The organism is Pseudoalteromonas fenneropenaei (assembly GCF_042643375.1).
Taxonomy (GTDB): domain Bacteria; phylum Pseudomonadota; class Gammaproteobacteria; order Enterobacterales; family Alteromonadaceae; genus Pseudoalteromonas; species Pseudoalteromonas fenneropenaei.
On sequence record NZ_JBHRSD010000002.1, the window covers coordinates 45,392 to 59,476 of the forward strand.

12 protein-coding genes are annotated in these 14,085 nt (G+C 44.3%); 8 read left to right on the forward strand and 4 right to left on the reverse strand.

Translation table 11 applies throughout. The features are described from left to right. Window positions 1–32: 32 nt before the first annotated feature. On the reverse strand, window positions 33–1,472 hold the full coding sequence (gene rsmF / locus ACFOEE_RS01495; protein WP_377120675.1) for a 16S rRNA (cytosine(1407)-C(5))-methyltransferase RsmF: 1,440 nt from the start codon (window positions 1,470–1,472) through the stop codon (window positions 33–35). Between the two features lie 68 nt (window positions 1,473–1,540). Continuing rightward, window positions 1,541–1,960 (reverse strand): MAPEG family protein, encoded by a 420-nt coding sequence (locus tag ACFOEE_RS01500; protein WP_377120201.1) that lies wholly within the window; start codon window positions 1,958–1,960, stop codon window positions 1,541–1,543. Between the two features lie 100 nt (window positions 1,961–2,060). Between ACFOEE_RS01500 and ACFOEE_RS01505 the strand changes: the two genes are divergently transcribed. From ACFOEE_RS01505 to ccoG, 4 genes are all read left to right on the forward strand, one after another. Then, a complete protein-coding gene (locus tag ACFOEE_RS01505; protein WP_377120203.1) occupies window positions 2,061–3,041 on the forward strand; it encodes a GlxA family transcriptional regulator in 981 nt (326 codons plus the stop codon). An 89-nt stretch (window positions 3,042–3,130) separates the two neighbouring features. Continuing rightward, complete coding sequence (locus ACFOEE_RS01510) at window positions 3,131–3,334, forward strand: hypothetical protein (protein WP_377120205.1); 204 nt, start codon at window positions 3,131–3,133, stop codon at window positions 3,332–3,334. Between the two features lie 73 nt (window positions 3,335–3,407). Further along, window positions 3,408–4,829, forward strand: a complete 1,422-nt coding sequence (locus tag ACFOEE_RS01515; RefSeq protein ID WP_377120207.1) for a sigma-54 interaction domain-containing protein — start codon at window positions 3,408–3,410, stop codon at window positions 4,827–4,829. A 137-nt stretch (window positions 4,830–4,966) separates the two neighbouring features. Further along, window positions 4,967–6,349 carry a cytochrome c oxidase accessory protein CcoG gene (gene ccoG / locus ACFOEE_RS01520; protein ID WP_377120209.1) on the forward strand — a complete coding sequence of 461 codons (1,383 nt, stop codon included), beginning with the start codon at window positions 4,967–4,969 and terminating at the stop codon, window positions 6,347–6,349. Window positions 6,350–6,354: 5 nt separating this feature from the next. Here ccoG and ACFOEE_RS01525 read toward each other — a convergent pair whose 3' ends face one another. Together ACFOEE_RS01525 and ACFOEE_RS01530 are read right to left on the reverse strand one after the other, a co-directional pair. Beyond that, on the reverse strand, window positions 6,355–7,119 hold the full coding sequence (locus tag ACFOEE_RS01525; protein ID WP_377120211.1) for a hypothetical protein: 765 nt from the start codon (window positions 7,117–7,119) through the stop codon (window positions 6,355–6,357). A 160-nt stretch (window positions 7,120–7,279) separates the two neighbouring features. Then, the gene (locus ACFOEE_RS01530) at window positions 7,280–7,465 is read right to left on the reverse strand and encodes a hypothetical protein (RefSeq protein WP_377120213.1); all 186 of its coding nucleotides are present in this window, start codon (window positions 7,463–7,465) and stop codon (window positions 7,280–7,282) included. Between the two features lie 209 nt (window positions 7,466–7,674). Here ACFOEE_RS01530 and ACFOEE_RS01535 point away from each other — a divergent pair, with 209 nt between their 5' ends. The 4 genes from ACFOEE_RS01535 to ACFOEE_RS01550 all read left to right on the forward strand — a co-directional run bounded on the left by ACFOEE_RS01535 (window position 7,675) and on the right by ACFOEE_RS01550 (window position 14,053). Further along, entirely contained in the window at window positions 7,675–8,268 is a 594-nt protein-coding gene (locus tag ACFOEE_RS01535; RefSeq protein ID WP_377120215.1) for a hypothetical protein, read from the forward strand. Between the two features lie 153 nt (window positions 8,269–8,421). Next, window positions 8,422–9,381 (forward strand): acetoacetate decarboxylase, encoded by a 960-nt coding sequence (locus ACFOEE_RS01540; RefSeq protein WP_377120217.1) that lies wholly within the window; start codon window positions 8,422–8,424, stop codon window positions 9,379–9,381. Window position 9,382: 1 nt separating this feature from the next. Further along, a complete protein-coding gene (locus ACFOEE_RS01545; protein WP_377120219.1) occupies window positions 9,383–11,629 on the forward strand; it encodes an NAD(P)-binding protein in 2,247 nt (748 codons plus the stop codon). Between the two features lie 177 nt (window positions 11,630–11,806). Continuing rightward, a complete protein-coding gene (locus ACFOEE_RS01550) occupies window positions 11,807–14,053 on the forward strand; it encodes a TonB-dependent receptor (protein WP_377120221.1) in 2,247 nt (748 codons plus the stop codon). Window positions 14,054–14,085 lie beyond the last annotated feature (32 nt).

Sequence of the window (14,085 nt, forward strand, 5' to 3'; positions counted from 1 at the left end):
AGTCTTAAAAGGTTCAAAAAAGCATATTCAGGTTATACCCAAGTTATCAACTGATTGTTCAACACCAAATCGCGGGGTAAACTGTTCTTGATTTTATGCTTTTGCCACTTCCCAAGCCCAACTGCTGTGCCGCATAAGGTAAGGAATACTTCACCACTGTTGTCACTGTCTGTGGATAACTCCACATCTTTACCTTGGAAATAATCTTGCGCTTGTTGATTGTTGAGCGCAAAGCAATTTTTGTTGGCAAGATGGCCCAGCGCGGTTGCAAGTTCATGTTCCCAGCGTACACCATTTTTATGGCGAGTGCCGATAAGGATGCCGATCCGTTGGTATTTGATAAGTTCAGCAATATCCGCAAACTCTGCTGGAAATAGCCATACCTCTTTGTCTCTTTCATATATTGCACCGGGCAGCGTTGTAATACCAAACTGCTTGGTTAACTCAGTTAACAGTACTTTACTGTCTTTGCTATTGAGCGGCTGAAACGGGAAGGCACCTTTTTTAGTTTTTTGCTGTGGTTGTGGCACGCTGGAACGCTTTTTAAATTTAGCGATAAAGAATCCTTCACTGTCGAAGATTTGTGGCCAAACATGAAGATAACCTTCTGCTGTGGTGGCCTTTTCGGCGCCATCGAACAAGGTGTTAAGCGGGCAGATCTCAACTGCGTCGCCAAATGTATCTATTAAATGCTGACACACTTGCTGATTTTCAACAGGGGTTAAAGTACAAGTGGAGTAGACTAATGTGCCACCTGGTTTCAAAGCATGAAACGCGCTTTCGATTAAGGTTTTTTGAGTTTGCGCGATACTGAGATTAGATTCAAGAGACCAGTTTTTTAAGGCGTCTTCATCTTTACGTACAGTACCTTCTCCAGAGCAAGGGGCATCCAATAGAATATGGTCAAAGCGCTCAGGCATATATTCGCCGAAAATTTGCCCATCAAAATGAGAGAGTGCCACGTTATAAATACCCATGCGCTTCATGGTCGCAGCCAGCACTTTGACTCGCGATGATGAATATTCATTCGCGACTAACACACCCTGATTGGCCATCAGTGCGGCGAGTTGCGAGGTTTTAGAACCGGGTGCGGCGGCCATATCCAACACAGTGCCGCCTTCGTGCAGCTCCTCGCGCAGTGCCATAGGTGGCAGCATAGAACTGGCCTCTTGCACATACATGCAGCCACTGAGATGTAGATCTGTGTTGCCTAATGCCAGCTTTTCTTCCTCTTGCGCTGGGCGCGTAAGCCAGAAGCCTTCAGCACACCAAGGAATAGGAGTGAGTTGCCAGCTGCGCTCGACACAAGCTTGCTTGAAAGCCTCTATAGACATTTTGAGGGTATTAACCCGTACAGCCCGACGCAGAGGTTGTTGGCAATAAGCGACGAAATCCGCCATATTCAGGTGCTCGGGAATATAGCTGGCTACATCAGCTAAAAATGCGTCGGGAATATACAAATTTGAATGCACGGTAATACTCAAGTCAGACTTTTTTGCCATTCTAACATGCCTATCACACGCAATGCAGCGCTTTGTGCCTAATCATTAAGGGCAAATAAATAGAACAAGTAATTAGACCACAATGCCAGTAACGATAGAGTGCCGAGCGTAAACGCTAAAGTTCTCTTTAACAGATCGCGGCGCACCACATGCTCGTAACTGTGCCAATAACGTGCAACCACAAATACAGCTGCACAGCCATACCAGAAAGGTCCAGCGAGTGCATCAAGCTCAAGCGCAAAGAGCCCTAACATAAAAAGCACAGGCTGTTGAAATTGGTTGTCGTAATTATTACCTAAGAGGCGCAAATGTACAGGAAATGCGCTTCGGTTAACAGAAAACATGTCTGACACTGAGATATTTTTAGCTTGGATCGCTCTTATGCGTAAAACAAAAGTGACTAGCCACAATATGACAATAAGTAAGAGTAGTGCGAGCAACGGGTATTGGATCCACATCCTATTTTCCTTTTTAGTTATTTCGACAAGGCTAATGTACAAGGTTGAGTTCAGTGATTAAACTGGCGTAAGCGACATTAAAGTAGGTAAAAAAGACAAAATGAAGATTGCTCTATTCATTACTAAAGACGTGGTTGCCAGTTCCGTTATTGGCATCTTAGATTTTGTCGACTTTGCCAATCGTCTTGCGCCGCCCAAGAGTGCTCCTTTGACAGTAGAAGTGATCAGTATTAACCCTGAACCCGTCGTTTCGAGTCAGGGTTTGGTTATACCGGCCAAGTGGATTGGTGATCATCCGGAGGAAAGTGAGTTTGCATATATATGGTTTTTAGGTAGTCGATATGCGGGTACAGAACTGTTGCGAACACAAGCCTTAGATGCAGCCCTACATAAAACGCTATTTAAGTCCTTTGCCGGCAAAGCACAGCACATTGCAGCCTCTTGCACTGGTGTTGCAGTGATGGCTGAAGTGCTTGAGCTCGAGCACAAGAACATCACTGCGAGCTGGTGGCTTGGGCGCTATTTTGCTGAATTTCACCCGACATTAAAGCTCTCACTGAGTAATAGACACGCGCGCGATGGTAAGTTTATAACTTCTGGCGCGACCAATTGTTATCAAAACTTGGTGTTGAGTATGATCCAGACCCATTATGGTCATGCGGTGGCGCAGCAGTTGTGCAAGTGGCTTGCAATTTCACCTCTGAGCTACCCACAATTACAGTTTGCCGACATCGCGGTATTAGAGCGCCAAGCAGGTAGAGCTATGGCACCGGTAGTTGCCTATATTCACGCAAATCTGGCGGAGGAATTGAGTAACCAAAGGCTGGCGGATATTGCTGCAACGACACCAAGGACGTTATTGCGGCAATTTAAACGCTATTTTGCGATGACGCCTGCTGAATATGTGCGGTTGCTGCGCTTGGAAAAAACCAGAGAACTGATAATGGAAAATGCCTACAGTCTTGCAAAAATCGCGAGTTTAGTGGGTTACCAAGATGAAAAAGCGTTAGCTAAGCTGTTTGCTAAACATTTTGGGGTGAGTGTCACACAAGCACGCAAAGGCAGCTCTACACTATTGTAAGTTGCGCACTAAATTATCTTTGTCATTAACATGTAATCGATAAATTACACTATAATCAAATCATCTGAAGTCAATCACTGAGTAACACCATGATGAAATGGATAGTGCTGATTTTTCTCTGTATTAGTTTATGTGCTTGTAAAGGCAAATCGACGCCCAAAAAGAAAGACGATGAAGATGTCGGTGGTGCAGCTTCACGCGCACCTGTTGTAAACGTGGTTGAAATTTCGGGTTGGCAACAGCAAGACGGTAAAATTGTCCATTTCCAAACGATTAGCCACCTCACACAATAACTGCTCAAGCTGGTACGCATGCTAGGCTTATGATAAAGTCGCGAAATATCGCGTATTCATAAGGAATAATACTGTGCCGGCCCAGTTACAACAGTTTTTGTCCGATCCTTCCTTATTACTCAATTCAGTCGGTGAGGGCATTTATGGCTTTGATCTTGATGGCAACGCCGTATTCGTCAATCCTGCAGCAGAGCGCATGACAGGCTGGCGGGCAGATGAGTTATTGGGTAATCGTATTCATGAGTATCATCATCATAGCCACGCCGATGGCTCTCCTTACCCGGCCTGCGACTGCCAAATTTATCAAACACTCAAAGACGGAAAAGTCAGACAAGTAAAAAATGAAGTATTTTGGCGCCGCGACGGTAGCCGCTTTCCTGTTGAATACACCACCACACCGATTATGCGGGATGGAAAACTAATTGGCGCTGTCGCGATATTTCGCGACGTATCACAACAGCAGCAAACCGAGCAAGCACTTCGCGATGCACTAACTCAGGTAAAAGCGCTCTCAGAGCAGTTACAGGAAGAAAATGCGTATTTACATCGCGAACTCAATGCAGACTGGCAAAGCACGGGGTTAGTGGGCGAAAGTGGAGTATTTCGCGCTGTTTTGGAACAAATTGAGCTGGTTTCCCAAACTGACAGTACAGTATTGATCCTCGGTGAAAATGGCACTGGCAAAGAGCTAATTGCGCGTAGCTTGCATCGCTTTAGTAAGCGTGCCAAACAGCCTTTTGTGCGGGTCAATTGTGCGGCATTTAGCGAAAATTTGCTTGAGTCTGAACTGTTTGGACACGAAAAAGGTGCCTTTACGGGCGCCACCGAGCGGCGTAAAGGGCGTTTTGAGCTTGCCGATGGCGGCACCTTATTTTTAGACGAGGTGGGTGAGTTATCGCCTGCTGCACAAAGTAAATTGCTGCGGGTGTTGCAAGAACAAGAATTTGAACGCGTTGGCGGCAGTCAGACCATTAAAGTCAATATTCGATTGCTGGCCGCAACGAATCGTGACTTATGGCAGATGGTGAGTACTGGCAGTTTCCGTATGGACCTTTACTATCGATTGAACGTGTTTCCAATCAGAGTACCAGCTTTGCGCGAACGCATCGAAGATATCCCGCTGTTGTGTGTGGGTATTTTAGTGAGGCTCAATCAAAAACTTGGTAAACAATTACGGGGAGTGAGTAAAGCTGCGATAGCCGAGCTGCAAAAGTACCATTGGCCCGGTAATATTAGAGAGTTACAAAATGTCTTGGAGCGTGAAGCTATTCTTAGCCAAGGACCGTTGTTGAAATTGTCACAGCCGTTACAAGCTCAGCTGGTTTCGTTAAACCTATGTAGCCTTGATGACGCTTTACGTAGTCACATTTCAACAGTATTGACTGCATGCGAGGGCAAGATCTCAGGAGCACAAGGCGCAGCAGAGATCCTCCAGCTGCCTGAAAGTACCTTACGTTCAAAAATGAAAAAACTTGGGCTAAAATTCGCGAAATAACGCGATATCGCGATATTTCACGAAATAAGATGCAGTATTGTGAGTTAAATGTATTAAAAATCAATAATTTATTTTATTTCAATGTTGGCTTAAAACTTGCGGTGGGGGTCTTAAGTATTAGCAAGTAAGAAACCAACATGAAATTTGATATTGATAAAAATTCTCTGATCATCAATCCCTATCACAGTGAAGGCCACATCTATGTAAGAGAGCAGAAAGGATACTGGCAAAAAATCAGACGCGGTTTGAGCTGGTTTTTAATGATCCTCTTCATCGCAATTCCGTGGCTAAACTATCAAGGTCAACAAGCATTTTTGCTGGATATTGGCGCGCAACACTTCCGCGTGTTTGGCATGACCTTTTTGCCTCAGGATTTAATGATCTTAGCTTGGCTGTTTATGGCAGCTGCTTTCGCGTTATTTTTTGTGACCAATTGGCTTGGACGAGTATGGTGTGGTTTTATTTGTCCGCAAACAATTTGGATGCTGATGTTTACTTGGGTTGAGCATCGGGTTGAAGGCACGCGTAACCAGCGGATAAAACTGGACAAAGCCGATTGGAGCGCTGAAAAGTTGGCAAAAAAATCCATCAAACATGGCGCATGGTTGGTTATTGCCTTCTTAACTGCCACCACCTTCATGACCTATTTTATTCCTGCTCGCAATTTATACGTGGAGTTATTTGCCGGAACTTGGAGTGGTTTAACTTGGTTTTGGGTTGGACTATTTACTTTATGTACTTATGGTAATGCGGGATGGCTGCGCGAAAAAATGTGTACTGTGGCTTGTCCCTATGCGCGATTCCAGTCTGTGATGTTTGATAAAGACACAAAACTCGTTACCTATGATGCTGCGCGCGGAGAAAATCGTGGTCCGCGTAAACGTAAAGCCAATAGTGGAGAACTTGGCCTAGGTGACTGTGTTGATTGTAATCTGTGCGTCGAGGTTTGCCCTGCAGGGATAGATATACGTAACGGTTTACAATACGAGTGCATTAACTGTGGCTTATGTATTGATGCCTGTAACGATACCATGAGTAAATTTGCTTATGCCCCAGGTTTGATCCGCTTTAGCAGTGAAAACAGTATGATAGGAAAAATCTCTCGAGCGGCCAATCTAAAGCGGGTAGGTTACGCCAGTTTGACACTGCTTACCCTTGGGGTGATGGTGGTATGGCTGAATTTACGTATGCCGATAGAGGTATCAGTAATTCGTGACCGCAATGCGCTATTTCGAGTTGACTATACTGGGCTGGTCGAAAATCCGTATACGCTAAGTATTATTAATAAAACTCAGCAACCGCTGCATTATCAGCTATCAGTGCAAGGCGTAACGATTAAAGAGTTCAAAGCACCCGAGCAAATCTTGATTGAAGCAGGGGAAATGAGCTTAGTCCCGGTCACTATTATTGCGGAACCTTGGGAGCTAGCGCATAAAGTCACGGAAATTGAATTTGTGATCAATGCCATTGAAGACCCTACAATTAGCATTGTAAAATCCAGTTATTTCTACCGTAATTAGCAAACTTAATGCGATTGTGGTGAAAACTGTGTTGCCAGCTTAGCGCGCAGCTCAGCTGGCAACCAACGTAACATAATGTCGTGAAATGCTTGGCTGTCATGTAGATGTTCAAGCACCTCATCGACAAGGTAAATATATTCCTTGGTATCAGCGGTTTGACTGCAGCCAACGTAACCGTACACAAAGTCAGGCGCTTCAGTAAGTGTTAATTGAATGAGTTGGTCGTCTTTGTCTAATTGTTGTTTGGCGTAGAAATGTTCACTGGCATAACCTAAAACGAAATCGACTCGCTCTTTTAGTAACATCGCGGTCAGGCTTGCTAGAGCATCGCTACCTGCACGCGTGACAACGACGGTTGGCGATGTATTTTTAATTACAGTATCAATAGCATTGCCGTAAGAGCGATTCATCGCCACGCCTAAAGTATGTTCGGTATCATTCATCAGCGCCATTAATGAGACACTAGGCGTATGTTGTAATCCCAATTGAGCGCGCGTTTGCCGCCGCATGGCAACTGTAATAGGTAAACCTATGGTGCTAAATTGGCGGGAAAAGGTTGTAAATTGCTCGCGTTCAGCGGTGCGATAAAGCGACAAAATACAGCGCAGTTTGCTGGTGTCTTTTAATGTCGGTACTGCTCGGCTTGCAGGTAAAAGTAGTTCTTCAGTATCAAAAGAGCTAATACGTTTATTCAACAACGTAATGACAGCTTCGTCACGGCCGCTACCCGTAAGTTGATCCGAGACAAAATAATAGGGTGGAAAATCCAATACTATCCATTCGACTTGTTTGCCAAATGTAGTAAAGCTACAAAAGTACAAAAAAAGCAAAGAGATACAGCGCATCGGCACATTGAAATAGATAGCACATTACTTGAGTGTAGCAGAGGGAAAATTTAAGCAGCTAATTTGGCATAAAAAGGGTGAGCGTTTAGCGACAGCTCACCATTTCATGTTGTAGGTGTTTAGCGAAAGAACGCGCTTCTTTAGCTTGGTTAAATTCAATGTTTTTAAACCCTATGCTGTCTTTGATCACCACCTTAAGCTTGTTGATAGCAATAAATTGAATGGGAAAAACAATATTCGTTAAATGTGTTTTATAAGTACTTTTCATCATATTTTCTCCTTATTTCGCTGTTAGTCTGGCGTAATCAGGTGACAGTTTTATGAAACTGCCACGTGGTTTAGGTTAACTTGGTAAGCGCTAATGCTAGAAATAAGGATGGCTTAACTTGTTTTCAATGTGTTAACTTGAAATTAATTAACCTTGATTTTTGTTTGCGTTAATCTAACTTTTTAATTGTAAAATAATAATGAGAATCACCAATGACGACACTAATTGTTACCGATATTTTCGGCAATAATAAGCATGTAGAGGGATTTGCCAGTGATCTTGCCAATGATGTGTCTATCTGTGCGCCTTACTCAGCTTGCCAAAACTTTGCCGATTTACCAGAAGAAAGGGTCTATGATCAGTTTATTAGTCTTTGCGGACATGATCAGTACGCCCAAAAAGTGAAAGACGCCATTATGCGTCATCAGCCCCATACTATTATCGCCTTTAGTGCCGGTGCGGTCGCGGCATGGCGTGCGCTTGCAGCATTACCAGTCAAACGGGTGTCGCGTTTAATCGGTTTCTATCCCAGCCAAATCCGTAATTACCTGACACTTAGGCCAATGTGTGACGTTGAGTTGCTTTTTCCCTATGACGAGCCACACTTTGACGTTGGTCAAGTGATATCTGCGCTGGATGCGGTTCCTGCTGTACATTGTGTTCGCACACGTTATCAACATGGCTTTATGAATCCATTAAGTCTTGGCTATAGGCCTTCTGCAGCTGCGCACTATGGGTATTATTGCCAGCAACAAGTGCTTAAAAGCGTCGAGGCAAGTAAGACGAAACAGGTCGAAATATTTTAATTCAAACTATCTACATTATTTGGAGTTGCAGTTAGGCGGCAAGTAAGCTCATCCTCATAAGCATAAATATGCTAGTTGATTAGGGGGAGGGAACGCGCCAACACTGTGGCAGCTTTAAGTAGAAAGGGTATAACAATAAAGAGGGAGTCGCTCGTGAGCACGCCAAATCGTCCACTGTATCAACATTACCTCGGCAATCCGATTGCCAAACCGCCATGTCGTATGCTTAATGCACTGATGTACGGCTTTTTTATTACAGGTAGTAAAACCATCATTCAGGATTATGTTGATAACACGTTGAACGCGGTAAAGTCGCCAGACTTTAGCTTTAAGGCGTTAAGTGACCAGTTGTTATTAACTTTTACCGACATAGCTAATATAGCTTCAAAAGTAGCCCCGTTTGCCGATTATGGTTGGATGCAAGAAACTGACATTATTGTTTGGGTGCCTATCGCCAAAGTGTGCCGTAAAACAGACGATATGCTGCATCTTTATTGGTATCCAGCGTTTATTGCTGTGAATAATATCAACGCTTTGGTAAATGGCCGTGCGACTTGGGGTTACAATAAATATTTGTGCCGTTATGAGATGCCAACCTTAGAGCAATCGCCAGATAAATTCAGTGTAGAGTTAGAAACATTTCACCCATTCTCGCCAGACACTAAAATGGCTTGGCACCGTCTGCTTGAGATCACCCGAGAAGCGGGAAAAGATTCTTGGTTTAAGGAAATTGCTGAGCTTGGCGAAGAAGTTGCGCATTTCTTCCATCAGGCGAATGGTGAAGTGGATGCAACTCTGCCGTTTTTAAAGCAAATGCTGCGTGATTTCGTCCACCCGCAAATGGACCAAATTTTATTTAAACAATTTCCCGATGGCGAAGCAAAGCACGCGGTCTATCAAGCTGTGGTACATTCCCCTTCAAGCATTAAAAAAATCCATAAAATTGGTTTATTGCGTGACAAATTTACCCTGACGTTGCATCCGCTGGATGCTTTTCCGCTGGACCAAATGTTTGGTATCGCACTCGGCCAGCAAGAACCCGGTTTAGCCTTTTACGTAAAGATGGATTTTGATCAGGATCCTGCTTTTGAAATCGCGGTGCGAGGGGCATAACATGGCGGAAAAAATTGCGATTTTAGGTGGTGGTGTGGCTGCAATGACCGCTGCGGTATATCTTACTGAGCAAGAGAACTGGCAAGATAGTTACGATCTTACTGTCTATCAATTAGGCTGGCGGCTCGGTGGCAAAGGTGCTAGTGGTCGTAATGCCGAGATGGGGCAACGCATTGAAGAGCATGGCTTGCACGTGTGGTTTGGTGCCTATGTTAATGCGTTTCGCACTATGGAGCTGGTTTATGACAAGCTCGGACGCCCAGCAACGGTACCGCTGGCAAGTTGGCAACAAGCGTTTTTACCACACAGTTTTGTGGTTTTACAGGAATTGATTGAAAACAAGTGGCAAACTTGGCCGATAGATTTTCCAGAGATCCCAGGCAACCCCGCCGACGGCACATTAGATCTCCATTTTTGGCAATTTATCCAAATGCTTGTGGCGTGGCTAGAGAAATTTATTGCCGACCTGCAAGACGAAGCGAAGAAAGTGGCTAAAGCCACTAAAGTGCAAACCAAGAAATCGCGTGACCGACATTTGTTGCGCCATTTGGTCAATAGTGTGGAGTCCACTTGGGATAATGCTGAAGCGCATGTGACACAGTGGTTTTCGCAGGTAAAAGATGAAGCTAAAGAGATCTGGTCAGAACCAAAACTATTGGGTCAGCAGCTTAGTCAATTTCTGGCGCAACGCGCGCAGGATAAACGCAGTGATGAAAAGCGTGACCATTTAGTGGTTTGGTATATGGTGCGTAAGCTCCGTCGTTGGTTAAACAGTGAATTAGTCGATGTATTGGATGATCATGCTGAGTTACGGCGCGCTTATATTTGTGCCGACCTCGCGATCACCATTTTAACTGGCATGCTGCGCGATAAAGTCATAAGCCGAGGTTTTGGCTCGATTAATCAATATGATTTTCGTCAATGGTTAACCCGCCATGGCGCAAACCAACAATATTCGGTCGACTCAGCACCAGTGCGGGGGTTTTACGATTTAGTGTTTGGCTATGTGGATGGCGATTTTGCGCGCCCTAATGTAGAAGCAGGAGTCGCAACTCTGGCAATGCTGCGCATTATGTTGTGTTATCGCGGCGGCGTGATGTGGAAAATGCAAGCTGGGATGGGGGATGTAATTTTCGCACCGATTTACGAATTGTTAAAAGAACGTGGTGTGAAGTTTGAGTTTTTCCATCAAGTTGATGAACTGGACTGCGCGCAAGATCAGTTTGGTGAATGGCACGTTAGCAACATTAAAATGACTCAGCAAGTAACGCTAAAGTCACCACCTTATGAGCCATTAGTGGATGTGAAAGGTTTGCCTTGCTGGCCGTCGCAACCTTTATTGGAGCAGGTGGTCGATGCTGAAGCGGCACTCATTAAAGCAAATCAGGTCAATTTAGAGTCATTTTGGAGTAATTACCCAGCACTTTATCAAGCTGAGTTTGGTAAACCTTTACCGAGCAAGTTGCTTAAGGTTGGTGTGGACTTCGATAAAGTGATATTTGGTATCTCAGTTGCTGGTTTGGTTCATTTATGTCCGAAACTCCTTAATCAGGATCATGCCTTGTATCGACAAGCCACTGAAATCAAAGCGGTGGCAACGCAAGCTTTCCAATTGTGGTTAAACAAAACGGACGAGCAACTGGGTTTTACAAATATACCTGCTAGTGAAGAAAGACCGATTTTAAGCGCCTATTCTGAGCCTTTTGACACTTGGGCTGGTATGGCAAATTTACTCAACAAGGAGCATTGGCAAGGCGCGACGGAACCTGCCAATGTGGCTTATTTCTGTGGTGCCTTTCCTTGCGCTGAATATCCAGCCCAGACAGCGCATGGATTTCCATTGGCAATGAAGGACAAAGTAAAAACGGCAGCCATGGATAAACTGTTGACTGGGATGCAGCCGCTTTGGCCCTTGGCATACAACGCCAATGGGTTTGATTGGCAAGTCCTGTTTGCAGAGCCGGAATTGACAGGGGATGCAAGGTTCGACGCGCAGTATTGGCGGGTCAATGTTGATCCCAGTGAGCGCTATGTATTGTCAGTGGCAGGTTCAAGTCAATATCGTTTGGCTACAGATGGGAGTCAGTTTAACAATTTGTTTTTAACTGGTGATTGGATTAAAACAGGAGTGAATGCCGGATGTGTTGAGGCGGCGGTGATGGCGGGTATGCAAACCGCCCGCTCGATTTCTGGCGCAAATATTCCAATTTCTGGGGAAAATGGCTTTGCACCTTTTGGCGCAGTTTGAGGTAATTTGTCCAGTTTTTGAATATTTACCGAGAAATACATTTAAATATTGATATTTTATGCAGTTAGTTTGTCGTTTTGTAATCGCCATCGTCTATAATCCAATTCAGATGGCATTCAATGCAAGGAGTAAGCGAATTATAAACCAGCTTACCCCTTGCAGTATGAGGGTTAATAAATGAACAAAATCTCTGCGTTATTTACTGCTATTAGTGCAATAATCTACTCTCCTGTGTATGCGGCAGCCGAAAATGATGCTTCAGTTGCTGAGACAGACATGGAAGTAATTGAAGTATATGCACAAAAACGGGCACAGCAAAATGCGGATGTGCCAATTAGTGTCACGGTGATCACCAATAAAGAATTAGCTCGTAGCAATCTAAAAGATGCAACTGAACTTGGACGTTTCTCTGCAAATCTAAAAATCAGTCAAAATGCGGCTGAGGGTACAACGCCAGCGATTAATATACGCGGAGTGGGATTAATTGATTATAACACTGCAAATACTTCGCCAATTGCTATGTATGTAGATGGTTTGCCAGTAGGGTCAGCGAACAATCAGCTAGTCAATCTATATGATGTACAGCAGGTTGAAGTACTTAAAGGCCCGCAAGGCACCTTGTTTGGGCGTAATAGTACCGGTGGAGCGATTTTAATTCGTTCAGTACGCCCTGAATTTAATGATTCTGGATATATCCGCGCTGATGTGGGGAGCGATGCTTATCGCGCTCTAGAAGGCGCAGCAAACCTGATGCTAAGTGATAAAGTCGCCGCGCGTGTTGCGCTCAGTCATAACCGTTACGACTACACCACAGAAAATACCTTTGTAGCGGCGCCAACCGCGGGTATGGAACAGAATAACGGCAGGCTCGGAATAAAAGTGGTGAATGATGATTCGGATCTTTATGTTCAAGCATATTTCTCGCACTGGAATGGTATTGTCCAACCTGTCGGAAGTATTGGCGTAATTGCTGATCCGCTTTCTGGCGCTCGCTGTAGCCCAGAGCTTGCTGGTTCAAGCCAATGTTATGACTCGTTTGGTTTTAACGATGGCAGTGATGATTTTTGGCAAGTGTCGGTGAATAATGATTCGCCACATCACACCGCAGCAAATGGCATAAAGGCTAACTATCAATGGCATGTTGATGAGGACACCGACTTGGTATTCCTTAGCCAATTTAGTCAGTTAGATAGGTTACATCACTTTAACTGTGATGGTAGTCCGGCGAATTTGTGTGAAGGTTATCTAGGTTTAGAAACTAAACTTGTCAGCAACGAGCTGCAATGGCAGCAAAATAGTGCCAGTGGTTTTTTAACTTTAGGTGCTTATCACCAGTTTGAGCAAATTAAGCAAGATAACCTCAACGATATTTTACATGACTTTCGAGGTATGTTGCCCGCAACGTTAACCGCAACATTTTTGTACGACAATCGTATTGATAGTGAAGAGTTGGCGTTATTTGGGCAGTATGAATGGCGTGTAACCGATAATGATGTGCTGCTATTTGGCTTACGTTACAGTCATGAATCGTTTGACTATGATTCTGTCACGCAACTGAATGTTGTCGCCGATGCTACTCAGTTAGCAGGGATCTGGATCCCATTTTATCAGGTTGACGGAGCAGTAACGGACAATAATGTGTCAGGTAAATTTGCATGGCATCGTAAATGGTCGGCAACACTTGACAGCTATTATAGTTTTTCAAATGGGGTGAAAAGCGGTGGTTATAATGGCGGATTTTTGTCCTCATTAGAACAGGCCGAGCTTGCAGAATATGGCCCAGAAAAGCTGAATGCTCATGAAGTTGGTTTAAAATATCACGCACCTTCAGGTGAGCTGACTGCAAACATGGCGGCCTTTTACTACGATTACCGCGATCAACAGGTATTTATGAATCAGCCGTCGTCAGTTGCAGGTCAAGTACCTTTGCAACTCCTTAAGAATGTCGGTAATTCGACAATTTCAGGGGCTGAGTTAGAGGTTTATTACCAACCAACCGCCGCATTGTCGACCAAACTGTTAATTGGCTACATCCCAGATGCGGAGTTTGATGAGTATATTGACCCCGCAGGTGTGATTCTCACGGATAAGCGTTTACCGTTTACCTCCAAGTGGAATGCTAGCGCTGAACTGCATTATCAACTAACTGCGCTGCCAGTGAGTTTAACCTTGGGGCTGGATTACCAATCGGAATATTATTTCGATCAAAATGAAAACCCCTATGCAATGCAAGCGGGGTATACCTTGTGGCATGGTCAAATGGCGTATCAAGGAAAAAATTGGTCGCTAAGCGTGTGGGGTAAAAACCTGTTTGATCAGGAATATAGTCACCTGAAGTTCGATTTATCAAACTTTTTGGGTATGTTAGAAGACTTTAAAGGAGAAGGGCGACGATTTGGCGCAAGCTTCAAATTGGCGTTTTAAGCTCGATAATAATTATAAGATGTACAAGGCGA

What these genes read in the sequence shown, in the direction of transcription:
- ACFOEE_RS01530 (WP_377120213.1), bottom strand. Translation starts at nt 7,465, where the DNA reads ATGATGAAAAGTACTTATAAAACACATTTAACGAATATTGTTTTTCCC.
- ACFOEE_RS01535 (WP_377120215.1), top strand. Translation starts at nt 7,675, where the DNA reads ATGACGACACTAATTGTTACCGATATTTTCGGCAATAATAAGCATGTA.
- ACFOEE_RS01510 (WP_377120205.1), top strand. Translation starts at nt 3,131, where the DNA reads ATGATGAAATGGATAGTGCTGATTTTTCTCTGTATTAGTTTATGTGCT.
- ccoG (WP_377120209.1), top strand. Translation starts at nt 4,967, where the DNA reads ATGAAATTTGATATTGATAAAAATTCTCTGATCATCAATCCCTATCAC.
- ACFOEE_RS01550 (WP_377120221.1), top strand. Translation starts at nt 11,807, where the DNA reads ATGAACAAAATCTCTGCGTTATTTACTGCTATTAGTGCAATAATCTAC.
- ACFOEE_RS01500 (WP_377120201.1), bottom strand. Translation starts at nt 1,960, where the DNA reads ATGTGGATCCAATACCCGTTGCTCGCACTACTCTTACTTATTGTCATA.
- ACFOEE_RS01545 (WP_377120219.1), top strand. Translation starts at nt 9,383, where the DNA reads ATGGCGGAAAAAATTGCGATTTTAGGTGGTGGTGTGGCTGCAATGACC.
- ACFOEE_RS01505 (WP_377120203.1), top strand. Translation starts at nt 2,061, where the DNA reads ATGAAGATTGCTCTATTCATTACTAAAGACGTGGTTGCCAGTTCCGTT.